This is a genomic window from Amycolatopsis nivea (assembly GCF_004522235.1).
In the GTDB taxonomy this organism is placed as follows: Bacteria; Actinomycetota; Actinomycetes; order Mycobacteriales; family Pseudonocardiaceae; genus Amycolatopsis; species Amycolatopsis nivea.
The window spans coordinates 183,941-209,006 of sequence record NZ_SDLT01000012.1 but is presented as its reverse complement, the minus strand read 5'-3'; the positions used below and the strand labels follow the sequence as shown (position 1 = coordinate 209,006).

Below are 25,066 nucleotides of genomic sequence, written 5' to 3'. Positions count from 1 at the left end.
CTGGCGCCGACTGGTCAACCTCTCACTCTGTTAGGAGTTCTAAGACCCCGCCCCTAAGACGCAGGCAACGCAGCCAACCGAGCCTCAATCCGCCCAATATCGGCCACCGCAGTCTCCCGCCGCACCTTGATCTTCTCGATCACATGCTCAGGCGCCTTGGCGATAAACGCCTCATTCCCCAACTTCCCCTCAGTCTGCGCCAATTCCTTCCGCGCAGCCCCAAGGTCCTTCTCCAACCGCTTCCGCTCAGCAGCAACATCAATAGTGCCGGAAGTATCCAACTCCACAGTCACCACACCACCAGCGAGCGCGACCTCCAACGAAGCACTCACCGAGAACCCGTCCTCAGGCTCAGTAAGCCGCACCAACGACCGAATCGCCCCAGAATGCCCCTCCGGAAACGCCTCCCCGGAAAGCCGCGCAGCAACCTTCTGCCCCGGCTTCAACCCCTGATCCGCCCGGAACCGCCGAATCTCGGTGATCAGCTTCTGCACATCAGCGACCCGCGCATCAGCAACCGGATCCGCATACCCCTCAACCGCCGAAGGCCAAGCCGCGATCACCAACGACTCGCCACCCGTCAGGGCAGTCCACAGCTTCTCCGTGACAAACGGAACGAACGGGTGCAGCAACCGAAGCACTGTGTCCAGCACCTGCCCCAGCACCTTCCGCGTAGCCTCGACCCGCGCGGAATCCCCTTGGTACAGCTGAACCTTCGCCAGCTCCAAGTACCAGTCACACAGCTCGTTCCACGTGAACTGGTACAGCGCATTGGCGACCTTGGCGAACTGGAAGTCCTCGAACAACCCGTCCACTTCGGACACCAACGCCGCCAGCCGCCCGAGAATCCACCGATCCGACTCGGTCAACTCGGCAGCAGGCGGCAACGCCCCCTCGACCGTCGCCCCGTTCATCATCGCGAACTTGCTGGCATTCCACAGCTTCGTGCAGAAGTTCCGCGACCCGGCAGCCCACTCGTCGGCCAGCGCCATGTCCGCACCCGGGTTGGCCCCGCGCGCGAGCGTGAACCGGGTGGCGTCCGCCCCGTAAGCGTCCATCCACTCCAGCGGGTCGATGACGTTCCCGCGCGACTTCGACATCTTCTTGCCGTTGGCGTCGCGGATCAGCCCGTGCAGGTAGACATGGTCGAACGGCTGCCGCCCGTCCATCTCCTGCACGCCGAACATCATCATCCGGACGACCCAGAAGAACAGGATGTCGTACCCGGTCGACAGCACGCTGGTCGGATAGAACTTCGCCAGGTCCGCGGTCTCCTCCGGCCAGCCCATGGTCGACATCGGCCACAGCCCCGACGAGAACCACGTGTCGAGCACGTCCGGATCCTGCGTCCAGCCCTCGCCCGACGGCGGCTGCTCGTCCGGTCCCACGCACACGACCTCGCCGTCCGGCCCGTACCAGACCGGGATCCGGTGCCCCCACCACAGCTGGCGGGAGATCGTCCAGTCGTGCATGTTGTCGACCCAGTCGAAGTACCGCTTCTCCAACTCGGCCGGGTGAATCTTCGTCCGCCCGTCGCGCACCGCGTCGCCCGCGGCCTGGGCCAGTTCGGCGACCTTGACCCACCACTGCAGCGACAGCCGCGGCTCCACGACCGTGTCGCAGCGGGAGCAGTGCCCGACCGCGTGCACGTACGGCCGCTTCTCCGCGACGATCCGGCCCTGCTCGCGCAGCGCGGCGACCACCGCGGGACGCGCCTCGAACCGGTCGAGGCCCTCGAACGGACCGGGCACGGTGACCTCGGCGCGCTCGTTCATGACGGTCAGCATCGGCAGGTCGTGGCGGCGGCCGATCTCGAAGTCGTTCGGGTCGTGCGCCGGGGTCACCTTGACCGCGCCGGTGCCGAACTCCGGGTCGACGTGCCGGTCGGCGACCACCGGGATCTTCCGGCCGGTCAGCGGCAGTTCGATCTCGGTGCCGACCAGGTGCGTGTACCGCTCGTCGTCCGGGTGGACGGCCACCGCGGTGTCGCCGAGCATCGTCTCCGCGCGGGTGGTGGCCACGACGATCGAGGCGTCGCCGTCGCCGTAGCGGATCGACACGAGTTCGCCGTCGTCGTCGCTGTGGTCGACCTCGATGTCCGACAGCGCCGTCTGGCAGCGCGGGCACCAGTTGATGATCCGCTCGGCGCGGTAGATGAGGCCGGCGTCGTAGAAGTTCTTGAACACCGTCTGGACGGCCTTGGACAGGTTCTCGTCCATGGTGAAGCGCTCGCGCGACCAGTCGACGCCGTCGCCGAGGCGCTTCATCTGGCCGAGGATCTTGCCGCCGTACTCGGCCTTCCACTCCCAGACGCGCTCGACGAACTTCTCGCGGCCCAGGTCGTGGCGCGAGAGGCCCTCGCCGGCCAGCTGGCGCTCGACGACGTTCTGCGTCGCGATGCCCGCGTGGTCCATGCCCGGCAGCCAGAGCACCTCGTAGCCCTGCATCCGGCGGCGGCGGCTCATCGCGTCCATCAGGGTGTGGTTGAGCGCGTGGCCCATGTGCAGGCTGCCGGTGACGTTCGGCGGCGGCAGTACGATCGAGAACGGCGGCTTCTCCGACGAAGCGTCAGCCGTGAAGTACCCGGCCGCTACCCAGCGGTCGTACATCGGGGCTTCCTCGGCGGCCGGGTCCCAGGCACCCGGAAGGTCGGTTTTCTGCTGCGGAGCGTTCTCGGTCACAATGGACAAGTCTACGAACCCGCCGCGGCGGGGTTACGCAGGGGGAAAGGCGGTGCGCCGATGACTCGGCCGGAGGATCCGGACGACCGGATGGAAACCCATCCGGACCTCATGGACCCGGAGTGGCGCAAGCACGCCCAGCGGGACGCGTGGCTCGGCGCCAAGAAGGACATGAAGAAGCGGCGCAAGCGCGAACGCCGCAACGCTCCGTCGCCGGTCTACGGCCGCGGCGGCGCGGCGCCCAGCCGGTTGCCCGGGATCGCGGCGATCGTCGGCCTGGTCCTGCTGCTCGCCGCGGCGATCGTGGTGCACCAGGTTCAGCCGATCGGGGTCAACGACGAGAAGATCGGGTACATCGTCGGGCTCGGTTCCCCCGCCGAGACCAGCAGCCAGCCGCTCTAGCTTGAAGTCCGTGAAGGGCTCCTTCCGGGAATTCCCGGAAGGAGCCCTTCACGTCTTTCCGGCCAAGGATGCACAGCTTGGACTCAACAGGCTAGACTGTGCTTATGTCCGATGACCCGCCCGTCCCCCCGCGCGTCGCCGAGTCCGCGGGCTGGATCCGCGGCGTCGTCGGCCAGCTGCACCGCAGGCTGCGGCAGGTCGACAACGCCGAGATCCTCACGCCGACGCAGACCGCCGTGCTCAACCGGCTGCACCGCGAAGGTCCGGGTACCCAGGCCGAACTGGCGGCCGCGGAGCACGTCCGGCAGCAGTCCATGGCCGCGACGCTCGGCGTGCTCGACTCGCTCGGCTACCTGAACCGCACGCGCGACCCGGCCGACGGCAGGCGCGTCGTGATCTCGCTCTCCGATCTCGGCGCCAAGACCGTCATCGGCATCCGGCAGCACCGCGACGAATGGCTCGCCGCCGCGCTGACCGACGAACTGACCGAGGACGAACTCGAAACGGTCCGGCGCGCGCTGCCCTTGCTGCAGCGGATCGCCCAGCGCTGACCCCCTTAAACCCGAGGAGCACTGACGAACACCGCGACCGCCCCCGCGAAATCCCGTTTCGGCGCGCGCCTGGTGACCCCGCTGGTCGCGAGCGCCGTGCTCAATCCGATCAACTCCACACTCATCGCCGTCGCGCTCGTCCCGATCGGACAGGCCTTCGGCGCCGGCCCGGGCCGCACGGCCTGGCTGATTTCCTCGTTGTACCTGGCCACCGCGGTCGGGCAACCGGTCGTCGGACTGCTCGTCGACCGCTACGGCGCGCGGCGCGTGCTGCTCGGCGGCGCGTCCGTCGTGATGGTGGCCGGGATCGCCGGGATGATCCCGATCTCGGTCGAATGGCTCACCGGCGTCCGTGCGGTGCTCGGCATCGGCACCTGCGCCGGGTTCCCGGCCGCGATGGCGGTCCTGCGCCGGCGCGCCGACGAAATCGGCGAAGGCGTTCCGGCGCGGGTGTTGTCCGTGCTGGCGATGTCCGCGCAGACGGTCATGGTGATCGGCCCGACGCTCGGCGGCGTGCTGATCGCGCTCTTCGGCTGGCCGGCGATCTTCGCGGTGAACCTGCCGCTCGCCGGGATTTCCCTCGTGCTGACCCTGTTGTGGGTGCCCAAGGACACTCCGGCGGAGAAGCCGGCCGAGCGGATCGACGTCGCCGGGATCGCGCTGTTTTCCGCCGCGCTGCTGGTGTTGCTGTGCTACCTGATGGAGCCGGGCATCGGCGATCTGTGGCTGCTGGCCGTGGCGATCGTGCTCGGCGGGCTCTTCGCGAGGGTCGAACTGCGCGCCCGGAAGCCGTTCATCGACCTGCGGATGCTGGCCGCGAACGGCCCGGTCCTGCGCACGTATTTGCGGCAGGCACTGAGTTTCCTGGCGATCTACACCATCATGTTCGGCTACGTGCAGTGGCTCGAGGAGGCGCGCGGGTTCGCCGAGTCCGCTGCCGGGCTGCTGCTCCTGCCGATGTCCGGGGTCGCCGTGGGCGCGGCCGCGCTGTCCGGGAAGCCCACCGGCGTCCGGCTGCGGCTGCTGCTGGTCGGCGCCGCGCTCCTGGCCGGATCCGTCGCGCTGCTGTTCGTCAACGACGGCACCGCGCTGATCTGGCTGCTCGTGCTCGCCGCGCTGTTCGGCCTGGCCCAGGGGCTCACCAGCGTCGCCAACCAGACGACGCTCTACCGCGAAACCCCGGCCGAGACGATGGGCACCGCGAGCGGGCTCTTCCGGACCGCGCAATACCTCGGCGCGATCATCGCGGCCACGGTCATCGCCCAATGCTATGGCGGTCATGCGGATTCCGAAGGACTCCACCGGCTGGCCGTCGTGCTGATCGTGACCAGCGCGTTGCTGCTGGTCGTGACCGTCGCGGACCGCGCCCTGGTGCGGGCCGAACGCCGCGAACAGGACCGGCAGGCGGCGATGTGACCACCCCCGTCTTGGGTTCCGCGCGGCAAAGGCGGACGATGTGGCCATGACTCGCGAAGCTCCGACTGGTGACGTGGACGAAGCCCGCCTCGAAGTGGGCAAGCCGAAAGGCTGGGCGGCCGGAATCCCGGGAGTCGCGGTTTCGCTCGCGCGCGGGGTGGAGCAGATGGGCCCGGTCCGCACCGCGCGCACGCTGCGGCTGCTGAACCAGCGGGACGGCTTCGACTGCCCGGGCTGCGCGTGGCCCGAGCCGCGGCAGATCGACGGCGAGAAGCGCAAGATGGCGGAGTTCTGCGAAAACGGCGCGAAGGCGGTCGCCGAGGAGGCGACGAAACGCCGGGTCGGCCGGGAGTTCTTCGCCGCGCATCCGGTGTCCGAGCTGAACGAGCGCACCGACTACTGGCTCGGGCAGCAGGGCCGGCTCACCGAGCCGATGGTGTTGCGGGAGGGCGGTTCGCACTACGAGCCGATCTCCTGGGACGACGCGTTCGGCCTGATCGCCGACGAGCTGCGCGGCCTGTCGAGCCCGGACGAGGCGATCTTCTACACGTCCGGCCGCACCAGCAACGAGGCCGCGTTCGTGTACCAGCTGCTGGTCCGCGCGTACGGCACGAACAACCTGCCGGACTGCTCGAACATGTGCCACGAATCGTCCGGCGCGGCGCTGTCGGCGACCACCGGCATCGGCAAGGGTTCGGTGTCGCTGGCTGACATCCACCAGGCCGACCTGATCGTGGTCGTCGGGCAGAACCCGGGCACGAACCACCCGCGGATGCTGTCCGCGCTGGAGCAGGCGAAGGGGCACGGCGCGAAGGTCATCGCGGTCAACCCGCTGCCCGAGGCCGGGCTGATGCGCTTCAAGAACCCGCAGAACGTGCGCGGCGTGGTCGGCAAGGGCACGCCGCTGGCCGACGAGTTCGCGCAGATCCGGCTCGGCGGCGACCTCGCGCTGTTCCAGGCGGTCGGGCATCTGCTGCTGCAGTGGGAGGACGCCGCGCCCGGGTCCATTGTGGACCGCGAGTTCGTCGAGAAGTCCACGCACGGCTTCGAGGACTGGGCCAAGCAGCTGCGCGAGATCGACTGGCCGGAAACCGAGAAGGCGACCGGCCTCGAACGCGCGCAGATCGAGCACATCGCGCGGATGATCGCGACGTCCGAGCGCACGATCTACTGCTGGGCGATGGGATTGACCCAGCACAAGCACGCGGTGCCGACGATCGCCGAGGTCGTGAACCTGGCGCTGGTGCGCGGGATGATCGGCAAGCCGGGCGCGGGGCTGTGCCCGGTGCGCGGCCACTCGAACGTGCAAGGCGACCGCACCATGGGCGTGTGGGAGAAGATGCCCGAGCCGTTCATGGACGCCCTCGACCGCGAGTTCGGCATCACCGTGCCGCGCAATCACGGCTGGGACACCGTCGACTCGATCCGCGCGATGCTCGACGGACGCGGCAAGGTGTTCTTCGCGATGGGCGGCAACTTCGCTTCCGCCACCCCGGATTCGGACCGGACCGCGGAGGCGCTGCGGGCGTGCTCGCTGACCGTGCACGTGTCGACGAAGCTCAACCGCTCGCACGTCGTGCCCGGCCGCACCGCGCTGATCCTGCCGACGCTCGGCCGCACCGAACGCGACGAGCAGGAATCCGGCCGCCAGTTCGTGACGGTCGAGGACTCGATGTCGCAGGTCCACGCCTCGCGCGGCCGCCTGGCTCCGGCGAGCGACGAACTGCTGTCCGAGGTCGCCATCGTCTGCCGCCTTGCGGAGAAGCTGCTCGGTGCCGACCACTCGGTGCCGTGGCGGTCGTTCGAGAAGAACTACGACCTGATCCGCGACCGTATCGCCGCGGTGGTGCCGGGCTGTCACGACTACAACCGCCGCGTCCGCGAACCGGACGGTTTCGTGCTGCCGCACGCGCCGCGCGACTCGCGGGAGTTCACTGGCACGGCGACCGGCAAGGGCACGTTCACCGTGTCGGAGCTGGAGTATCCCGAGGTTCCCGAGGGCCGGTTGCTGCTGCAGACGCTGCGCAGCCACGACCAGTACAACACGACGATTTACGGCCTGTCCGACCGCTACCGCGGCATCGAGGACGGCCGCCGGGTCGTGTTCGTGCACCCGGACGACCTGGCCGCGCTGGGGGTCGCGGACGGGGAGATCGTGGATCTGGTCTCGGAATGGCGAGACGGGGATCGGCGGGCGCCCAGCTTCCGAGCGGTGGCTTACCCGACGGCGCGGGGGTGTGCGGCGGCGTACTTCCCGGAGGCGAATGCGTTGGTGCCGCTGGATTCTGTGGCGGAGAAGTCGAATACGCCGGTTTCGAAGGCCGTGGTGATTCGGCTGGAGCCGCACCACCACGCGTGACCTGCTCGTGAGCGGCGATCCCGGTCAGCACCGCGATCGCCGCTCACGACGCACGGCGCGCCCCGCTTCCGCGCGGTCGCGGATCCGACGGATCACCGGTGTGCAGCGGCGGGCTTCCCGAGGCGAATGCGTTGCTGCCGCTCGATTCCGTGATGGAAAGCCTGGCCTCGAAGGCCGTGGCGATCCGGCTGGAACCGCACCACCACGCGCGACCTCCGCCGACGCGACCGTCGGTGTCTCCCCGAAGCGAGCGCGGTGGCACCACCTGACTCCGCGATCTCGTGCGTGGCGATGCCGATTAGAACCGGCATCGCCACGCACGAGGCGTCAGTCGATGCAGTTGTCACCGTCTGACGTGACGGGCGGCGGCTGGTCGCTTTTCACCGGCACACCAGCCGCGGATCCGCCGTCCGACACCCCCGGTCCTGAGTAGACCTTCCCGAGCACCACCTGGATGTGCCCTGCCGGAACGTCCGCTGATTCCTTTGTGGACAGTCCGCCCAGCTCTTTCGCCACCTCTGCGCCCTCGGCGGCGAGCGCGGCCGGGTAGCGCACGATCGACGTCCGTTGCGACGGGGCGTTGCCCGCGGCGGTCGCGGCGAATCCCTTGCCCTTCAACACATCCGCGACGCGTGCTGCCAGGCCGGAGGATCCGCCGGCGTTGGAGATCTCCACCGCTGCCTTCGGTGCGGCGGGCGGCGCGGACGACGACGGGGCGGCGCCGACCAGCCCGGCCGCAAACGCTTTCACCTGCGCCGGGTCCACCTGCACCGCGGTCGCCGTGGGATGGGACTTGTCGTAGCGGTAGTCCGGGTTCACCACCGGGACCGTCGTGAACTGGATGCCGCCGCCGGACACCCCGCGCATTTTGCTGACGAAGTCCAAAATGTCCCAGGACTGGTCCAGCACCACCGAGTTCTTCACCGCGTCGATGAGGTCGCTCAGCTTGCCCGGGTCGGCGAGCGTCCCGGCCGAGAGCACCTGGTGCGCCATCGCGGCGAGGAACACCTGCTGCCGCCGCATCCGGCCGAAGTCGGTGCCGGGCAGGTTGTCGCGCTGCCGCACGAAGGCGAGCGCGGCGCCGCCGGACAGCCGCTGTTTGCCCGCCGGGAAGTCCGCGCCCGAGTTCTCGTCCTTGGTGGCGTGCTTCAAGCACACCTCGACCCCGCCGACGGCCTTGCTGATCTCGGAAAAGCTCAGCAGGTTGACCTCGGCGTAGTGGTCGATGGTGACGCCGGTGAGGTCCTCGACCGCCTGCCGCGTCGCCTTGCGCGCCGCGGTCATCGACTCCTGCTCGATCTTGTCCTTGTCCGTCTCGCCCGCCGCGCGCAGTTTCGCGGCCTCGGCGGCCTTGCCCCGGCCGAACGCGGCGTTGATCTTGCCCTTCCCGCCGGGCATCGAGACGTACGAGTCGCGCGGGATGGAGAACGCCTTGACCTCCTGCTGCCCGTCCGGGATCCGCAGCACGATCAACGTGTCGGTGAGGTCGTCGCCGTTCGCGCCGGCGCGCAGTTCTTCCAGCACGCTCTTCGGCAGCATCTGCCCGTCCGGGCCTTTGCGCGAGTCCCGGCCGACCATCAGGATGTCCAGCGCGCCGTCGGCGTGCTTCTGCCCCTCGTCCACCGATCCGCCGCCGCCGATGACGTCGCTGCGGGTGATGTCGTCGAGCGCGCTCAGGGTCGAGAACCCGTAAGCCGTGCCGGCGAACACCACCGTCGACAGCGCCCCGGCGATAACTTTTCCTGCGATCCGCACGCCCCTCTGGACGTCTGGCCGCCCCGAAATGCTGCATTCGTGACGCAGCTCACAACTCAGCGCAGGTGCGACGCTCCGTTCATGTCGAGGATCGAACCGGACGCCCACGGCGTCTCCGACGAGGCCAGGAACACCACCGCTTCGGCGATCTCCTCCGGTTCGGCGACCCGGCCGAACGGGCTCTGCTCGCGCACCTCGTCGGTGACCCGGTCCGCGACGCGCTCGGTCGCGGTGAAGCCCGGAGCCACCGAGGTGACCGAAATCCCGTGCGGCGCCAGCTGGACCGCCAGCGACTGGCCGAACGCATGCAGCGCGGCTTTGCTCGCCCCGTACGGCAGGTATTCGGGCTCGCCGCGGAACGCCCCGCGCGATCCGATGTTCACGATCCGGCCGGGCACGCCGCGGGCGATGAGGTGGCGTGCGACGTGGAAAGACACGTTGGCCGCGCCGTAGAGGTTGACGTCGAGCGTGCGCTGCCACGCGTCCTGCCAGTCCGCATAGGACATTTCAGCGATCGGCGTGCGGGTGGCCGGGGTGGTGCCGACCGCGGCGTTGTTGACCAGCACGTCGACCCCGCCGAGCTGTTCCTCGGCCACGTCGGCGATCCACTGCGCGGCGTCGGGGTTGCCGAGGTCGCCGGACACGAGGACGTGCCCGGAACCGGGCAGCGCCTCGAGCGTTTCGCGCGCGGCCTCCCGGTTGGATCCACAGTGGACAGCGACCCGGTCGCCCCGGGTGGCGAAGGCGACGGCGATGGCGCGGCCGATCCCGCGCGAGGCTCCGGTGACGAGGACGTTCATTTCGCGAACAACTGCGTCTCGTCGCGGAAAGCCTTGAACTCCAGCGCGTTCCCGGCCGGATCGTGCAGGAACATCGTCCACTGCTCCCCCGGTTCCCCGGCGAACCGCTGGTACGGCTCGATCACGAACTCGGTGCCCGCCGCGCGCAGCCGTCCGGCCAGGTCGTGGAACGTGTCGACGTCGAGCACCAGCCCGAAGTGCGGCACCGGCACGTCGTGCCCGTCGACCGGATTGCGGCCCGCTTCCGCGCGAGCGCCCGGGACCACGTGCGTGACGACCTGGTGGCCGTGGAAGTTCCAGTCGACCCACGCGTCCGCCGAGCGGCCCTCGGCCAGCCCGAGCACGCCGCCGTAGAACTCGCGGGCTTTCGGCAGATCGTCGACCGGTATGGCCAGGTGGAAGGCGGGACGGACGGCCATGAGGCACTCCTTCGGCGCGGGGATCGGTCTCTCCACGTTGACTGGCGGATGTTCGAATGTCAACATTAGGACGTGGAAGTCACCCCCCTGAGGAAGGCGGCGCGCCGCGGGCTCGCCGACGAGGCCGCCGACCGGGTGCGCGAAGCGATCTTCGCCGGGCATTTCCGGCCTGGCGCGCCGTTGCGCGAGGTCGAACTGGCCGCGTCGCTGGACATCAGCCGCGGTTCAGTCCGCGAGGGCATCTCCCAGCTCGCCCGGGAAGGCCTGGTCCGGTGCGGCTGGCATCGCCCGACCACGGTGGTCGACGTGACCGCCGAGGACGTCACCGAGGTCTATTCGGTCCGCGCCGCCCTCGACCGGCTGGCCGCCGTCACCGCGCGCGCCAACGCGACCGAGACGGATCTCGCCGCCTTGGACGCGCTGGTCGCCGACCTGGCGAAGGCGGTGCGGATCAAGGCCCCCGGACCGCAGTTGCTGGCACTGGACATTGCGTTCCACGACCGCGTGTACGCCGCCGCGGGCAACGGCCGCCTCACCGAGGCCTGGCACGCGGTGCGGTCGCAGGTGTTTCTGTTTCAGCTGCAACGGGTTTCGCTCGGCCATGAGCATTACCGGGCCCGGGTGGTCGCCGAGCATCGCGAACTGGCGGAACTGATTCGCAGCGGCGACCGGGAACGGTTGGCCCAAGTGGCCGAGGCACACGTCCATTCAGCCCAGGAAAGCCTGCTCGCCGGACTGTGACCCCCCAGCCCGATTCGGGGCGCGGCGGTCGGCAGGCCCGAGGAACAGGCGGAAGGCCGAGTGTGGATCATCGCCTCGGCGCTCGCCCTGAGACATCCGGTCTCCCCGCGTTTCTCCCCCGGACCACCCCGGAATCTCCACAACTCCCGGGCAGGCTGGGCCGGTGGACCTCACCAGCAGTCCGAACCGGACCAGCCAAGCCGTTCTCGGTGCGCTGCACGCCGTCTTCGCGCTCGTGGCCGCGGTCGCCGCGCTCAGCCTGTGCCTCGCGGCGGCCTTCACCGAATCCCCGCTCAACGTGGTGTACATCATCGGCGTCTTCTGCCGCCTGTACGGGATCTTCGTCTTCCCGCTCGCCGCCGCGACCGGGGCGGTCGCGAACCGTTACGTTCCCCGGCCGTACGCCAGCGTCGTCATCTGGACCACCATGCCGGTGGCCGCGGTGCTCTTCCCGCAGATCACTCTGCTCACGGGATGGCCGTCGCTGGAGTAGCTTTCGCCCGCGCGAGCGCCTCTTCGATCTTCTTGTTGCTCGTCATGCTCATCGTCACCAAAGTCATCGACACGAGCACCCCCGCCGCCGCCACGTAAGGCACTCGCACTCCGGCCGTCGCGGCGAGCCAGCCGCCCAGTGCGGCGCCCGCCGGTGCGGCCGAAGCCGAGACCAGGCGCGAAGCCGCGGCGACCCGGCCCATCAGCCGCGCGGGCACCACGACCTGGCGCAGCGAACCGCCGAGCACCATGGTCGTCGCCATCGCGCAGCCGCACAGCGCGAACATCGCCCCGGCGAGCCACGGATCCCGGGCGAGGCCGAAGACCAGGACCGCGCCGCCCTCGATCACCGCGGTGACGGTGAGCGCGGTGCCGGTGCCCAGCCATTTCTCCAGCGGCCCGGCGAGCACCATCGCGCCCACCAGTCCTCCGGCGGCTTCCACCGCGAGCAGGAAGCCGTAGCCAGCCGAGTCCAGTCCCAGCGCGTCCTTCGCGAACACCACCAGAACCGCGCCGAACGCGCCGAAGGCCAGGTTCCCGACCGCGGGCCGCAAAGCGAGGCCGAGCAGCAGCCGATCCTTGACCACGTAAGCGAAACCCTCCTTCGAGTCCGCCCACACCGACCGGCCCGGCGTGCGCTCCGGCACCGGTGCCGGCGGCAGCGTCCGGATCAGCACCGCGCTGGCCACATACGTCAGCGCGTTCACCGCGAACGGCAGCGTTCTCCCTACGGTGAAAAGGAAACTCCCGACCGGCGGCCCGGCGAACTGCCCGGCCGCGGTGGACGCTCCGCGCAGATAGCCGTTGGCGCGGCGAAGCAAGGTCTGGTCCCGCGCCAGCAAATCCGGCAGGTACGCCTGCGCGGCGGTGTCGAAGAACAGCGTGCCGGTGCCGAGCAGGAACGCGACCACGAACAGGACCGGAATGCTGAGCCAGCCGAACGCGCCGGCGGCCACCGTCGCCGCCAGCAACACCGCCCGGGCCAGGTCCGCGAGCCACATCGTGCGCCGCCGGTCCCAGCGGTCGACCAGTGCGCCGGCGAACAGCCCGGCCACCGGATACGGGGCGAGCACCGCCACCGTCACCAGGCTGACCACCAGCGGATCGCTGTCCAGCAGCAGCGCCAGCAGGGGCAGCGCCGCGGTATACGCGCCGTCGCCAAGGGAACTGACCGTCGCGGCGGTCCACAAGCGACTGAACGCGGGAGGCATTTTCGTCTTGGTCATCGGGCCGCTCCGGGGCCCGGGCGGAAGAACGCGACCGCGACGGTGGCGGCGGCCTCGTCGGCGTCGCGCGCGTCCCGCAGCTCGTCGAGCAACCCGGCCAGCCTGCGTTCGAACTCCTCGAACTGCGTCTCGCTGATCCGCGTGTGCTGCAGCCGGACGAACCGGTGCGAGCCCTCGGGCGCGGTCGAGAGGTCGTCGAGCGCGTGCTGCAGCAGCACGTCCCGCTGGCCCGCCGCGGGTTCGGGCAGCTCGATGCTCTTGCCGACGTGCGCGTAGTAGCGCTCCAGCACGCCGCGCACCTTCCGCGTGCGCACCACGTGCACGATCCCGGCCCGTTCCAGCACCCGCATGTGGTAGCTGGAACTGCCTTTCGCGATCCCCAGCTGGTCGGCGACCTGCGTGATCGTCGCGGGCCCGTCGCGCAGCACCGCGAGCACGCGGTGCCGCACGACGTTGCTCACGGCGCGCAGCTGGTCGGTCGTTTCGACATGGACAGTGTCGTGCGGCGGGACGTAGCCCGCTTGGTCATCCCCAGTCACGGGGCTAATGGTCAACGACTCTTGACCATTTGTCCAGAGCTTATTTCCGGGCAGTGCCGGTCAGCGGCACTCAGCCGCCGAACAGCCCGACCACCTTCCGGATCAGCTCGACCACGCCGTAGCCGAACGGGGCGAGCACCCACAGCCACGCGATCACCAGCAGAAGGGTCCGGCCGCCGGAACGGCCCTCGGCACTCGTCATCACGCCTCGCTCCCCACCGCGGCCGCACCGGCCGGTTCGTGGAACTTCTCCTTCACCGGGCGCACGCATTCGTTCGCGACGAACCCGACCACCAGCAGGCCGATCATGATCCAGAACGACAGCTGGTAGAGGTCCGGCCCCGTCTTGCCCGCCGCCTTCTGGCTGTCCGCGATCCCGTCCACGATGAGCGGCCCGAGCACGCCCGCCGCCGACCACGCGGTCAGCAGCCTGCCGTGGATCGCGCCGACCTGGTAGGTGCCGAACAGGTCCTTGAGGTACGCCGGGAGCGTCGAGAACCCGCCGCCGTAGAAGGACAGGATCAGCATCGCGCACAGCACGAACACGAGCTTCGACCCGTTCGTGGTCAACGCGATCACGAGGTACAGCAGTGCGCCGACGCCGAGGTAGAACCGGTAGATGTTCTTGCGCCCCACCAGATCCGAGGCGGACGACCAGACGAACCGGCCCAGCATGTTGGTCAGCGAGAGCAGCGCGACGAACCCGGCGGCGGACGCGGCGCCGACCGGCGCGGAGGTGCCCTTGAAGAAGTCGGTGATCATCGGCGCGGCCTTCTCCAGGATGCCGATGCCCGCGGTCACGTTGAGGCACAAGACAATCCAGAGACACCAGAACTGCGGCGTCTTCAGCGCGTTCGCCGCCGAGACGTTCGCCGTGGAGATCATCGGCTTGGCCGCGGCCTGCTTCACCGCGCCCGCCGGACGCCAGTCGTCGGCCGGGACGCGGACGATCAGCACGCCCATCGTCATGAACACCGCGTACACGATCCCGTGGATCAGGAACGCCGTCGCGATGTCGCCGGTCGTGGGCGCGGTGCCGAGCATCGCCGACGACCACGGCGACGCGATCAGCGCGCCGCCGCCGAAGCCCATGATCGCGATCCCGGTGGCCATGCCGGGCCGGTCCGGGAACCATTTGATCAGCGTCGACACCGGCGAGATGTAGCCGATGCCGAGGCCGATCCCGCCGACCCCGCCGTAGCCGGCCACCACGAGCCAGAACTGCCCGGTCGCGACGCCGAGGGCAGCGAGCAGGAACCCGGCGGAAAAACACACTGTGGCGACGGTCATGGCCCAGCGCGGACCGTTTTTCTCCACCAGGGTGCCGCCGAACGCGGCGGACAGCCCCAGCATCACGATGCCGAGCTGGAACGGCAGCCCGGACTGCGTGCCGGACAGTCCGAGGGTCTTCTCCAGCGGCGTCTTGAAGACGCTCCACGCGTAGGCTTGGCCGATCGACAGGTGGATGGACAGCGCAGCGGGCGGCACGAGCCAGCGGGTCCAGCCGGGCGGTGCGACGATGCGGGAACGGGCAAGGAAGCCGGGGACAGCCATCGGCGGTCTCCTCCCAACAGTGACGAGGTGCTGGGAATGGTTTACCAGATCCTCGGCGTTGCGCCGGATGACTGTCGAATGACTTGAGAATGTCTTGTCGATGACAACAAAATTCGACGCCGAAGACGACAACCGGGACGAGTGGAGCAGGCGATGGGCAGAGTGACGGTGCGACGGCCGGTACGGCGGATCTCCGCGGCCGGCGAACGGCGCAGGCCGGACTCTCTGGCCGCCGAAGAACCGCTTGAGCTGCGGGTCGGCGGCAAGGCGCTGGCGGTGACAATGCGCACGCCCGGCCACGACGTCGAACTCGCGCACGGCTTCCTGCTCTCGGAGGGCGTGCTGGGGTCCCGTGAGGACGTGGCCGTGGCGCGCTACTGCGACGGCGTCGACGACCAAGGCCGCAATACCTACAACGTGCTCGACATCGCACTCGCCGAAGGAGTAGCTCCGCCGGACACCGGCGTCGAGCGGAACTTCTACACCACCTCGTCGTGCGGCGTCTGCGGCAAGGCCGCGCTCGACGCGGTGAAGCTGCGCAGCCGGTTCTCCCCCGGCGCGTCGGAGTTCGCGGTGAAGACCGACGTGCTCTCGCAGATGCCGGATCGGTTGCGGGAGAAGCAAAAGGTGTTCTCGTCCACCGGCGGCCTGCACGCCGCCGGACTGTTCACTTCGGACGGTGAGCTCGTCGTCGTGCGCGAGGACGTCGGACGGCACAACGCGGTGGACAAGGTGCTCGGCTGGGCCCTGCAGGCGGGCCGGATCCCGGCGCCCGATCTGGGGCTGCTGGTCTCCGGCCGCGCCTCGTTCGAGCTCGTGCAGAAGGCCGCGATGGCGGGCATCGGGCTGCTCGCCGCGGTGTCCGCGCCGTCGTCGCTCGCGGTCGAACTGGCCGAGGAGAACGGCATGACGCTCATCGGTTTCCTGCGCGGCGACAGCATGAACCTCTACACCGGGGACCAGCGGCTGCTCACCTGATCATGCTTCGGTGGGCACCCAGTTGCCGTGGAAGCCGTGCGGGACGCGGTCCGGCAGGTGGACCGCGGCGACGGTTTCGAGGGTGCCCGCGTCGAGCAGGACGAGATCGCTGCGCGCCTCGGCCGCGTCGTACACGTAGCCCATCAGCACGCCTTCGTCTTCGCCCGCGTCCGCACTGGACGGAACGAACACGAACTCCCCCGGCTCCCGGCCGGGCCCGAAGCGGTGTGCATCGACCGAACCCTTGCGCAGGTCGTGTTTGTACACCGCGCCGACGCTGCGCGACCGGTCGTCGAGCGCCGTCGCGTAGCCGTACCGGTGCGGTAATCCGACCAGCCGCTCGTCCACCCGCGGGAACTCCTGACCGTGCTCGTCGATCCGTTCCTCGACGACCTTTCCGAGCGTGAGGTCGACGGTCCACCGGTCGAGCGTCGGCTCGCCCTCGGCCGGGCCGTGCAGCGCGCGGTCGAACATCTTCGGGTGCCGGACCACGTCGAGCACGATCCGGTCGTCCTCGTCGTAGGCGTTGAGCGGATGGAAGACGTAGCACTGGCCGACGTCGAACCAGCGGACGTCGCCGTTGTCCCCCTCGCGCGGCATCACGCCGATGCGCGCCGGGTAGTCCGGATTCCACCGGTACGGCAAGGAACTCACGCCGCGGCCGGTGCGCGCGGTCAGCGGGTCGGGCACGTCGACCGGCACCGGGGCCTGGTCCGGATCGAAGGTGACCGGCAGGTCGTAGAACACGACATACCGTTCGGTGAGCGAGAAATCGTGCATCATCGGCGCCCCGGTGACCTCGATGTCGACCGTCCGCCGCGCCCGTCCGTCGGTGCCGACCACCGAATACTGCACCCGATTCCCGAGCCCGAATTGGTACGAGACGGCGTGCAGCTCACCCGTTCGCGGGTCGCGCTTCGGGTGTGCGGTGTACCCGGAGAGGGTGCCGCCGAAGTCGCAGACGCCCAGGGTGTCCAGCTCCTCGCTGAGCTCCCACTGCGGCAGCCCGCCCTCGACCAGCGCGATCGTGCGCCCGGCGTGCCCGATGACGTTGGTGTTGGCCCCGCCCTCGTCGGTGCCGACGCGGCGGCTGCGGTACCACTCGGCCCGGCCGTCGCGAAGGCGTACGCCGTGCACCATGCCGCGGCCGAGGAACCAGTGGTGCGTTTCGGGATCCGGGTCGGCCGGGTTCGGCCCGTTCCGCAGGTAGCGGCCGTCGAGGTAGTCGGGCAGCTGCCCGGTGACCGTCAGCCGGGTGCTCGTGTACTCGCGCTCGACCGGCGCGAAGTTGCCTTCGAGGAAGTGATTCGTCATGACCCGCTCCGTCCATAACGTGGTTATGGACACCGGTATAACAGGGTTATGGAATACTGGCAAGCATGAGCGAGCGGACTCGGGGCGAACACGCGCGGACGCAACTGGTCGAGGCGGCGATCCGGCTGCTGGCCGACGGCGGCGCGGAAGCACTGCAGGCCCGCAAGCTGGCGGCCGAGATCGGCGCGTCCACAATGGCCGTCTACACGCACTTCGGCGGAATGTCCGCGCTCATCGAAGCCGTTGCGCGGGAAGGGTTCCGGCGGCTGATCGCGAACATGGCGACGGTCGAGCGCACCGACGACCCGGTCGCCGATCTGTACCAGCTGGCACTCGCCTACCGCCGCACCGCGGTCGAGCACCCGGAGCTGTTCGCGCTCATGTTCCGCGAGGCGGGCGCGCACGGACAGCCGGTCGGCGAGCTGATGAAGGCCAAGGAGGACAGCGAGGCGGCGTCGTCATTCCGCGGCATGGTCGCCGCCGTCGGCCGCACCATCGACTCCGGACGGCTCCAAGGCGACCCGCTCGCTGTCGCCGCACAGGTGTGGAGCGCGGTGCACGGTTATGTCACCCTCGAGTTGCTGGGCCACTTCGGCCGGGGCGACCGCGGGGTGGCCGAGGTGCTCGCGCCACTCTGCGTGACGCTGATCGTCGGGCTCGGAGACCGCCCTGCCGCCGCCCGGGCGTCCGTGGGGCTGGTCACAACAACCGAGTGAAGATCTTCCGAAGGCAACGTTTCGTCCCTTCCTCACGTCTTACGCTATATGGGTGAGGGGGATCGGGTGACCGAGGAGACTGAGGGCCGAAGGCGGGTGAGCCGCCGGTCCATGCTGATCGCGGGCGCTTCGGGCCTCGGCATCGCCGGGCTCGCGGTGGGGAGCGCGACCGGCGTCGTGCCGTTCAACCAGGCCATGCAGCGGGCACTGGGCGTCACGTCGTCGACACCGGTGACGCAGCTGGGCAGCATGCGCGTGGAGCGCGTCTATTCACACGCCCGCGGCCGGGAAGTGGACCTCGTTTTCCTGCTGCCGAGCAAGAAGCCCCCGGCCGGTCTGCCGATGTCGCTGATGCTGCACGGCCTGCACGGTTCCGCCCGCTCCGCTGCGCCGAGCGGACTGCTCAAGCAGTTGGGCAGCGACGTCGCCCGCAAAGCCGTGCCGGCGTACGGCTTCGTCGCGGTCGACGGCGGCGACAACTACTGGCACCAGGTCCGCCCCGGCGACGACCCGATGGCGATGCTGTTGGAAGAAGTCCCGCAGTGGCTGCGCGCCCGCGGCTTCGGCGGCACGGACGGCCAGCCGTTCGCGTGCGCCGGAGTGTCGATGGGCGGTTTCGGAGCGCTCCTGTACGCCCGACGCCGAGCCGAACGCCGCCAACCGCCCGCTGCGGTCGCCGCGATCGCTCCGGCGCTGATCACGTCGTGGCCGGAAATGGCGAAACGCCGCATTTTCACCGGTCTGAACGACTGGACGTCGCTGGATCCGCTGCGCCACCAGTCAGCGTTGCAGGGCATCCCGACGGCGGTGTACTGCGGCACGGAGGATCCGTTCATCACCGGGGTGCGGCGGTATATCGCGGAAACGCACCCGACGATCGGGTATACGGCGCACGGGAAGCACAGCGACACGTTCTTCCGGACGACGGTGCCGAGCATGGTGGGGTTCTTGGGGAAGCATCTGCGGCAGAAGGCGTGAGGCTGGGGCGGTCGTGAGTGGCAATGCCGGTTCTAACCGGCATAAACGCTCACGAGACCCAGCGAGCCACGACCGACATCACCCAGAACCCCACCATCGCCGCCAGTGCCATCAGCAGCGACCACCGCAGCTGTTGCGCCCGCGTCTCCGACGAACGCAGGCGGCGCAGGAACAGCCACGACACCGCGAACAGCGGGATCGGCAGCAGCGGCAGCGCCGACAGCCGGGTGCCGACCGCCACCAGGCAGACCAGCGTGAACAGTGCGAGCATGATCTCGGACGCGCGGATCAGCCACGGGAAGCGCGTCAGCACGGACGCGGCGACCCGTTCGCTCAGCTCGACAATGCCGACCGGAGCGGCGGAAGGCTCGGTCTCGGCGGGTACCGCTTCGCCGGGGTCGGCAGTGTCGTCCCCCCGGGGTGCGGTCAGCGGCACGGTTGTCATCCTGTCCATTATCGCGCCCGCCGCCGACACCCGGACAGCCGACTCCTGCTAACGCCCGGCGGCCGCCGGGTCAGGCCGACTTCTCGCCGCGCTCGCTGCGGGTGCGGCGCGACGGCTGGCGAGCCACGATCGTGGGGTTGACGTTCTCCCGCACGGTCTGCTCGGTGATCACGACCTTCGCCACGTCCTCGCGGCTCGGGATGTCGTACATGACCGGCTGGAGGACTTCCTCCATGATCGCGCGCAGGCCGCGGGCGCCGGTGCCGCGGAGCACGGCCTGGTCGGCGATCGCCTCGAGCGCGGTCTTGGTGAACTCCAGCTCGACGTTGTCCATCTCGAAGAGCTTCTTGTACTGCTTCACCAGCGCGTTGCGCGGCTGCGTCAGGATCGAGACGAGCGATTCCTTGTCCAGGTGGTTCACCGTCGCCACGACCGGGAGCCGGCCGATGAACTCCGGGATCAGCCCGAACTTGATCAGGTCCTCCGGCATGGTGTCGGAGAACACGTCGCTGCCCTCGATCTCGGCCTTGGTGCGGATCTCCGCGCCGAACCCGAGGCCGCGCTTGCCGACCCGCTCGTTGATGATCTTTTCCAGCCCGGCGAACGCGCCCGCGACGATGAACAGCACGTTCGTGGTGTCGATCTGGATGAATTCCTGGTGCGGGTGCTTGCGCCCGCCCTGCGGCGGCACCGACGCGGTGGTGCCCTCGAGGATCTTCAGCAGCGCCTGCTGCACGCCCTCGCCGGACACGTCGCGGGTGATCGACGGGTTCTCGCTCTTGCGGGCGATCTTGTCGACCTCGTCGATGTAGATGATGCCGGTCTCGGCGCGCTTGACGTCGTAGTCGGCCGCCTGGATCAGCTTCAGCAGGATGTTCTCGACGTCCTCGCCGACGTAGCCCGCCTCGGTGAGCGCGGTGGCGTCGGCGATCGCGAACGGCACGTTCAGCAGCTTCGCCAGCGTCTGCGCGAGGTAGGTCTTGCCGCAGCCGGTGGGGCCGAGCATCAGGATGTTCGACTTGGCGAGCTCGACCGGCTCGTCCTTGGAGTCCTTCGGCCCGGACTTGTCGTCGGCCTGGATCCGCTTGTAGTGGTTGTACACCGCGACCGCGAGCGTCTTCTTCGCGTCGTCCTGGCCGATGATGTACTGCTCGAGGAACTCGTGGATGTCGGCGGGCTTCGGCAGCTCGTCGAGCTTCACGTCGCCGGCTTCGGCCAGCTCCTCTTCGATGATCTCGTTGCAGAGGTCGATGCACTCATCGCAGATGTAGACCCCTGGCCCGGCAATGAGCTTCTTCACCTGCTTCTGGCTCTTGCCGCAGAAAGAACACTTCAGCAGGTCGCCGCCGTCACCGATCCGTGCCATGGCCGTTGACCTCGTCCCCTCCGGTGCGCGGGGCGCACCTGCACTACTTCCTGGCGGCCCCGGGACTGCCAGGCGTTCCCGGGACCAACACGCATTGCCATCGACGGTACCCGTCCGAAGGCGCGGTCGGGAACACCCGACCCCTTCGGGCTCGTCGACGACCGACAGTAGACCAGCGGACCGGTGCGCGTCGCGGATTCGCCGCGCACCGGCCCGTCGCGGTCAGTTCGCCGAGGCCTTCCGGTACGGGAGCACCTCGTCGATCAGGCCGTAGGCCTTGGCCTCTTCGGCGGTGAGGATCTTGTCCCGCTCGATGTCGGCCTTGATCTCGTCCGGTTCCTTGTTCGTGTGCTTCGCCAGGATGACCTCCATCTGGCGGCGCACGCGCTGGATCTCGTTGGCCTGGATCTCCAGGTCCGAGACCTGCCCGTAGGTGCCCTCGGTGGCAGGCTGGTGGATCAGCACGCGCGCGTTCGGCAGCGCCATGCGCTTGCCCGGCGTGCCCGCCGCCAGCAGCACCGCGGCGGCCGAGGCGGCCTGGCCGAGGCACACGGTCGAGATGTCCGGGCGGATGTACTGCATGGTGTCGTAGATCGCCATCAGCGACGTGAACGACCCGCCCGGGCTGTTGATGTAGATGCTGATGTCGCGGTCCGGGTCCTCGTGCTCGAGGTGCAGCAGCTGGGCCATCACGTCGTTGGCCGACGCGTCGTCCACCTGCACGCCGAGGAAGATCGTCCGCTCCTCGTACAGCTTGTTGTACGGGTTGGACTCCTTCACGCCGTAGCTGGTGCGCTCGACGTAGGACGGAAGGATGTACCGCGACTGAGGAGTCTGCGGAGCCCGGAAGTCACCCGGGAGCCGGAAGTTGCTCATGATGCTCTCCTGTGTGGTGCTTCGGGGCTCAGTTGCTCGAGGTCAGGCCGCTGTCGCGGGTCAGCACGTGGTCGACGAAGCCGTAGTCCTTCGCCTCCTGCGCGGTGAACCAGCGGTCGCGGTCGCCGTCCTTGATGATCTGCTCGGTGGTCTGGCCGGTCTGCTCGGCGGTGATCTTCGCGAGCTCCTGCTTCCACTTGTTGAACAGGTCCGCCTGGATCGCGATGTCGGAGGCGGTGCCGCCGACGCCCGCGGACGGCTGGTGCATCAGGATGCGCGCGTGCGGGAGCGCGTAGCGCTTGCCGGGGGTGCCCGAGGAGAGCAGGAACTGCCCCATCGAGGCCGCCATGCCCATCGCGTAGGTCGCCACGTCCGGGCGGATCAGCTGCATGGTGTCGTAGATCGCGAACCCGGCGGTCACCGAGCCGCCCGGCGAGTTGATGTAGAACCGGATGTCCGATTCGGCGTCGTCCGCGTCGAGCAGCAGGAGCTGCGCGGTGAGCCGGTTGGCGACCTCGTCGTTGACCTCGGAGCCGAGAACGACGATGCGCTCCTGGAGCAACCGCTCGAACACCGAGTCGGTGAGGTTGAGCCCCGCGGTGCCGGTCCGCCCCTCGGGCATGTGCTGCTTCACGTCTGCCTGCCTTTTCACCGGCGGCGGGCCGGCCGGAGGGCCGCGCCGCCGCTGTCGTGTTCAGATGCTTGAGATCTTGCAACCGACCCTAACGAACTTGGGCGGTGCAGAATGCCTGACACCGCCCAAGTTCGCTTACAGCTTTACTCCGCGGGGGTCGCCGCCGCTTCTTCGGTGACCTGCGTCTCCTCGGCGGGGGCTTCCTCGTCCGCGCCGAACAGCTCGCTCAGGTCGACCTCGGACCCGGACGCGTCCTTCACCGTGGTGCCGCGCACGACGGAGGCGAGAGCCTTGCCGCGGCGGACGTCGGCGTAGATCGCGGTCAGCTGGCCGGACTGCTGGGCCCGCTGCACGTACTCGTCCGGGCTGACGCCGAAGCGCTGCGCCTGGTAGATGATCCGCTCGGTGAGCTCGCCGTCGTTGACCGACGTCTTCTCCTTGTCGGCGATGGTGTCCAGCAGCAGCTGCGTGCGGACGGCCTTCTCCGACTCCTCCTTGACCTCGGCGTTGAACTCGTCGAGGGTGCGGCCCTCGGCCTCGAGGGCCTTGGCGAACTGCGCCTCGTCGTGGTCGAACGGGTGAATCGCGTCGTGCTTGCGGTTCTCGATCTCGGCCTCGACGACCTTCTCCGGCAGCGGCACGTCGGTGCGCTCGAGGAGGATCTCGAGGACCTTGTCGCGCGCCTGGACGCCCTGCTGCATCGTCTTGACGCGGCCGAGCCGGGTGCGCAGGTCCTCGCGCAGCTCGTCGATCGTGTCGAACTCGCTCGCCAGCTGGGCGAACTCGTCGTCGGCCTCGGGCAGCTCGCGCTCCTTGACCGACTGCACGGTGACGGTGACCTCGGCGTCCTGGCCGGCGAACTCGCCCGCGACCAGCTTGGTGGTGAACACCTTGGTCTCGCCCGCGTTCGCGCCGACGATGGCCTCGTCGATGCCGTCCACGAGCTGGCCGGAGCCGATCTCGTAGGACAGGCCGGTGGTGGAGGCCTCTTCGACGGCCTTGCCGTCGACGCTGGCCGACAGGTCGATCGACACGAAGTCGCCGGTCTGGGCCGGGCGCTCGACGCCGGTCAGGGTGCCGAAGCGGGCGCGCAGCTCGTCGAGCTGCTCGGCGACCTCTTCGTCGGTGGTCTCGACGTCGTCGACGCTGATCTCGAGGCCGGCGAGGTCGGGCAGCTCGATCTCCGGCCGCACGTCGACCTCGGCGCTGAACTCCAGCACCTCGCGGTCCTCGAGCTTGGTCACCTCGAACTCGGGCTGGCCGAGCGTCCGGACCTCGCCCGCGCGGACGGCCTCGATGTACTTGGCCGGAATGGCCTCGTTGACGACCTCGTCGAGCACCGGCGCGCGGCCGATCCGGCTTTCCAGGACGCGAGCGGGGACCTTGCCGGGACGGAAACCGGGGACCCGCACCTGCTGGGCGATCTTCCGGTACGCGGCGTCGAAGTTCGGCTTGAGCTCGTCGAACGGCACCTCGACATTGATCTTCACTCGCGTCGGGCTGAGCTGCTCGACGGTGCTCTTCAAGGTCTTCTCCTCGAGCGGTAAACGATGGGGGCGGACAGTCCCTCGGGACCGCCCCGGTCACCTGCTGACCGGGATATCCGAGTCTAGGCCAGAGGGTTGACAAGACCGGCCGCGGGTCACCTGCCGCTCAGCGCGCTCCGATCCGCGCCCGTAGCGTCGGGACGTGGTTTCCGGTCAGCAGAACGAAGGTCCGGCCGCAGCGGCGGCGCGGCTCACCGGTTTGAACACGGACTCGCACGACGCCTCAGGCACCCTCAGTGAGATCACCCTGACCGACGGCGCCCACCGCGTCGAAGCGGTAGTGAAACGCGGCCACGCCCCCGGCGCGACCCGAGCCGAAGCAGCCGGACTCCGCTGGCTCGCCGAAGCGGACGCGGTCCGGATCCCCCGAGTTCATGGCGCGGACGACACGTGGCTGGTGCTGGACCGAGTGGCGGAGAGCACGCCGTCCCACGCGGAGGAGTTCGGCCGCAACCTCGCGCGCCTGCACGCAACCGGAGCCCCAGCCTTCGGCGCCCCGCCCCCAGACGGCTTGACCGACGCCTGGATCGGCACCGCGCCGATGCGCAACTCACCAGGCGATTCGTGGCCGGAATGGTACGCGGAATACCGAATCCTCCCGTACGTCCGAATGGCCGCCGAGATCCTTGATACGAACGTCTTCGAACGAGCCTGCACCCGAATCCCGGCAGTAGCTGGCCCACCAGAACCCCCGTCCCGCCTGCACGGGGACCTATGGAGCGGCAATGTCCTCTGGGACGCACACGGAGCAGTACTAATCGACCCAGCCGCACACGGCGGCCACCGGGAGACCGATCTAGCGATGCTGCACCTGTTCGGCTGCCCACAGTTAGAGCGAATCGTGGCCGCCTACAACGAGTTCGCACCCTTGGCCGACGGTTATCGAGAACGAATCGCCCTGCACCAGCTCTTCCCGCTCCTGGTGCACACAGTCCTGTTCGGACGCTCCTATGCCGACCAAGCAACAGCCGCCGCCCGCTCCCTGGGCTGACCTCCGGACTCCGCCGTCCGTGAGGGGCTCCTTCACGGACCCAGATTCCCTCAAGGAGCCCTTCACGGACCGCCCCGCCCCCGCAGCCGATGCACCCAATGCGGCATTGGGTGCANTTCACGGACCGCCCCGCCCCCGCAGCCGATGCACCCAATGCGGCATTGGGTGCATGGGACGCACCCAATGTGGCGTTCGGTGCGTCTGACGCACCCAATGTGGCATTGGGGCGCTAGCCCCGCCCCACCCAAACCGCACCGGCGCACCCAACGAGCGAGGCACCCACACC

The 25,066-nt window shown here is 69.1% G+C and carries 24 protein-coding genes; 10 read left to right on the top strand and 14 right to left on the bottom strand.

The features are described 5' to 3' along the window. Positions 1–53 precede the first annotated feature (53 nt). Entirely contained in the window at positions 54–2,681 is a 2,628-nt protein-coding gene (locus tag EIZ44_RS17345) for a valine--tRNA ligase (RefSeq protein WP_134729696.1), read from the bottom strand. A 60-nt stretch (positions 2,682–2,741) separates the two neighbouring features. Between EIZ44_RS17345 and EIZ44_RS17340 the strand changes: the two genes are divergently transcribed. The 4 genes from EIZ44_RS17340 (at position 2,742) to EIZ44_RS17325 (ending at position 7,409) form a co-directional block, all read left to right on the top strand. After that, positions 2,742–3,083: a hypothetical protein gene (locus EIZ44_RS17340; protein ID WP_134729694.1), complete on the top strand. Its 342-nt coding sequence runs from the start codon at positions 2,742–2,744 to the stop codon at positions 3,081–3,083. Positions 3,084–3,187: 104 nt separating this feature from the next. Then, entirely contained in the window at positions 3,188–3,634 is a 447-nt protein-coding gene (locus EIZ44_RS17335) for a MarR family winged helix-turn-helix transcriptional regulator (protein ID WP_037364487.1), read from the top strand. Between the two features lie 72 nt (positions 3,635–3,706). Beyond that, positions 3,707–5,050: an MFS transporter gene (locus EIZ44_RS17330; protein WP_167754166.1), complete on the top strand. Its 1,344-nt coding sequence runs from the start codon at positions 3,707–3,709 to the stop codon at positions 5,048–5,050. A gap of 46 nt (positions 5,051–5,096) precedes the next feature. Beyond that, positions 5,097–7,409, top strand: coding sequence for an FdhF/YdeP family oxidoreductase (locus EIZ44_RS17325; RefSeq protein WP_134729692.1), 2,313 nt, complete (start codon positions 5,097–5,099; stop codon positions 7,407–7,409). A gap of 327 nt (positions 7,410–7,736) precedes the next feature. Here EIZ44_RS17325 and EIZ44_RS17320 read toward each other — a convergent pair whose 3' ends face one another. The 3 genes from EIZ44_RS17320 to EIZ44_RS17310 are packed head-to-tail and all read right to left on the bottom strand — an operon-like array spanning position 7,737 to position 10,383. After that, entirely contained in the window at positions 7,737–9,164 is a 1,428-nt protein-coding gene (locus tag EIZ44_RS17320; protein ID WP_134663058.1) for an LCP family protein, read from the bottom strand. Between the two features lie 56 nt (positions 9,165–9,220). Further along, the gene (locus EIZ44_RS17315; RefSeq protein ID WP_043837271.1) at positions 9,221–9,964 is read right to left on the bottom strand and encodes an SDR family NAD(P)-dependent oxidoreductase; all 744 of its coding nucleotides are present in this window, start codon (positions 9,962–9,964) and stop codon (positions 9,221–9,223) included. After that, positions 9,961–10,383 carry a VOC family protein gene (locus EIZ44_RS17310; protein ID WP_037813822.1) on the bottom strand — a complete coding sequence of 141 codons (423 nt, stop codon included), beginning with the start codon at positions 10,381–10,383 and terminating at the stop codon, positions 9,961–9,963. Before EIZ44_RS17310 ends, EIZ44_RS17315 begins: the two co-directional genes overlap by 4 nt. 72 nt (positions 10,384–10,455) lie before the next feature. On the opposite strand from EIZ44_RS17310, the gene EIZ44_RS17305 reads away from it, so the two are divergent. Then, a complete protein-coding gene (locus EIZ44_RS17305) occupies positions 10,456–11,124 on the top strand; it encodes a GntR family transcriptional regulator (RefSeq protein WP_037813824.1) in 669 nt (222 codons plus the stop codon). A 163-nt stretch (positions 11,125–11,287) separates the two neighbouring features. Further along, positions 11,288–11,617, top strand: coding sequence for a hypothetical protein (locus EIZ44_RS17300; RefSeq protein WP_134663059.1), 330 nt, complete (start codon positions 11,288–11,290; stop codon positions 11,615–11,617). Here the strand turns inward: EIZ44_RS17300 and EIZ44_RS17295 are convergent. The 4 genes from EIZ44_RS17295 to EIZ44_RS17285 form a co-directional block, all read right to left on the bottom strand. Further along, positions 11,592–12,842 (bottom strand): MFS transporter, encoded by a 1,251-nt coding sequence (locus EIZ44_RS17295; RefSeq protein ID WP_134729690.1) that lies wholly within the window; start codon positions 12,840–12,842, stop codon positions 11,592–11,594. The genes EIZ44_RS17300 and EIZ44_RS17295 overlap by 26 nt on opposite strands. After that, positions 12,839–13,381 carry an ArsR/SmtB family transcription factor gene (locus EIZ44_RS17290; protein ID WP_037813829.1) on the bottom strand — a complete coding sequence of 181 codons (543 nt, stop codon included), beginning with the start codon at positions 13,379–13,381 and terminating at the stop codon, positions 12,839–12,841. Before EIZ44_RS17290 ends, EIZ44_RS17295 begins: the two co-directional genes overlap by 4 nt. A gap of 70 nt (positions 13,382–13,451) precedes the next feature. Continuing rightward, a complete protein-coding gene (locus tag EIZ44_RS45925) occupies positions 13,452–13,583 on the bottom strand; it encodes an MFS transporter small subunit (RefSeq protein ID WP_255409770.1) in 132 nt (43 codons plus the stop codon). After that, positions 13,583–14,935, bottom strand: a complete 1,353-nt coding sequence (locus EIZ44_RS17285) for an OFA family MFS transporter (protein ID WP_134729688.1) — start codon at positions 14,933–14,935, stop codon at positions 13,583–13,585. Before EIZ44_RS17285 ends, EIZ44_RS45925 begins: the two co-directional genes overlap by 1 nt. A 153-nt stretch (positions 14,936–15,088) precedes the next feature. Between EIZ44_RS17285 and fdhD the strand changes: the two genes are divergently transcribed. Then, positions 15,089–15,913 (top strand): formate dehydrogenase accessory sulfurtransferase FdhD, encoded by an 825-nt coding sequence (gene fdhD / locus EIZ44_RS17280; RefSeq protein WP_037813836.1) that lies wholly within the window; start codon positions 15,089–15,091, stop codon positions 15,911–15,913. Here fdhD and EIZ44_RS17275 read toward each other — a convergent pair whose 3' ends face one another. Further along, positions 15,914–17,227 carry a carotenoid oxygenase family protein gene (locus EIZ44_RS17275; RefSeq protein ID WP_134729686.1) on the bottom strand — a complete coding sequence of 438 codons (1,314 nt, stop codon included), beginning with the start codon at positions 17,225–17,227 and terminating at the stop codon, positions 15,914–15,916. 65 nt (positions 17,228–17,292) lie between these two features. On the opposite strand from EIZ44_RS17275, the gene EIZ44_RS17270 reads away from it, so the two are divergent. Together EIZ44_RS17270 and EIZ44_RS17265 are read left to right on the top strand one after the other, a co-directional pair. Further along, positions 17,293–17,943, top strand: a complete 651-nt coding sequence (locus EIZ44_RS17270) for a TetR/AcrR family transcriptional regulator (RefSeq protein ID WP_134729684.1) — start codon at positions 17,293–17,295, stop codon at positions 17,941–17,943. Between the two features lie 48 nt (positions 17,944–17,991). After that, positions 17,992–18,921: an alpha/beta hydrolase gene (locus EIZ44_RS17265; protein WP_043837252.1), complete on the top strand. Its 930-nt coding sequence runs from the start codon at positions 17,992–17,994 to the stop codon at positions 18,919–18,921. Positions 18,922–18,970: 49 nt separating this feature from the next. On the opposite strand, the gene EIZ44_RS17260 is transcribed toward EIZ44_RS17265, so the two are convergent. The 5 genes from EIZ44_RS17260 to tig all read right to left on the bottom strand — a co-directional run bounded on the left by EIZ44_RS17260 (position 18,971) and on the right by tig (position 23,768). Further along, positions 18,971–19,366, bottom strand: coding sequence for a hypothetical protein (locus EIZ44_RS17260; RefSeq protein WP_235147034.1), 396 nt, complete (start codon positions 19,364–19,366; stop codon positions 18,971–18,973). Between the two features lie 70 nt (positions 19,367–19,436). After that, positions 19,437–20,732 (bottom strand): ATP-dependent Clp protease ATP-binding subunit ClpX, encoded by a 1,296-nt coding sequence (gene clpX / locus EIZ44_RS17255; RefSeq protein WP_037813853.1) that lies wholly within the window; start codon positions 20,730–20,732, stop codon positions 19,437–19,439. A 222-nt stretch (positions 20,733–20,954) separates the two neighbouring features. Further along, the gene (locus tag EIZ44_RS17250) at positions 20,955–21,608 is read right to left on the bottom strand and encodes an ATP-dependent Clp protease proteolytic subunit (protein WP_009081146.1); all 654 of its coding nucleotides are present in this window, start codon (positions 21,606–21,608) and stop codon (positions 20,955–20,957) included. 28 nt (positions 21,609–21,636) lie between these two features. After that, entirely contained in the window at positions 21,637–22,242 is a 606-nt protein-coding gene (locus tag EIZ44_RS17245; protein ID WP_037813861.1) for a ClpP family protease, read from the bottom strand. Positions 22,243–22,385: 143 nt separating this feature from the next. Continuing rightward, complete coding sequence (gene tig / locus EIZ44_RS17240) at positions 22,386–23,768, bottom strand: trigger factor (RefSeq protein ID WP_037813864.1); 1,383 nt, start codon at positions 23,766–23,768, stop codon at positions 22,386–22,388. 163 nt (positions 23,769–23,931) lie between these two features. On the opposite strand from tig, the gene EIZ44_RS17235 reads away from it, so the two are divergent. Next, the gene (locus EIZ44_RS17235) at positions 23,932–24,780 is read left to right on the top strand and encodes a fructosamine kinase family protein (RefSeq protein ID WP_134729682.1); all 849 of its coding nucleotides are present in this window, start codon (positions 23,932–23,934) and stop codon (positions 24,778–24,780) included. Positions 24,781–25,066: the final 286 nt, after the last annotated feature.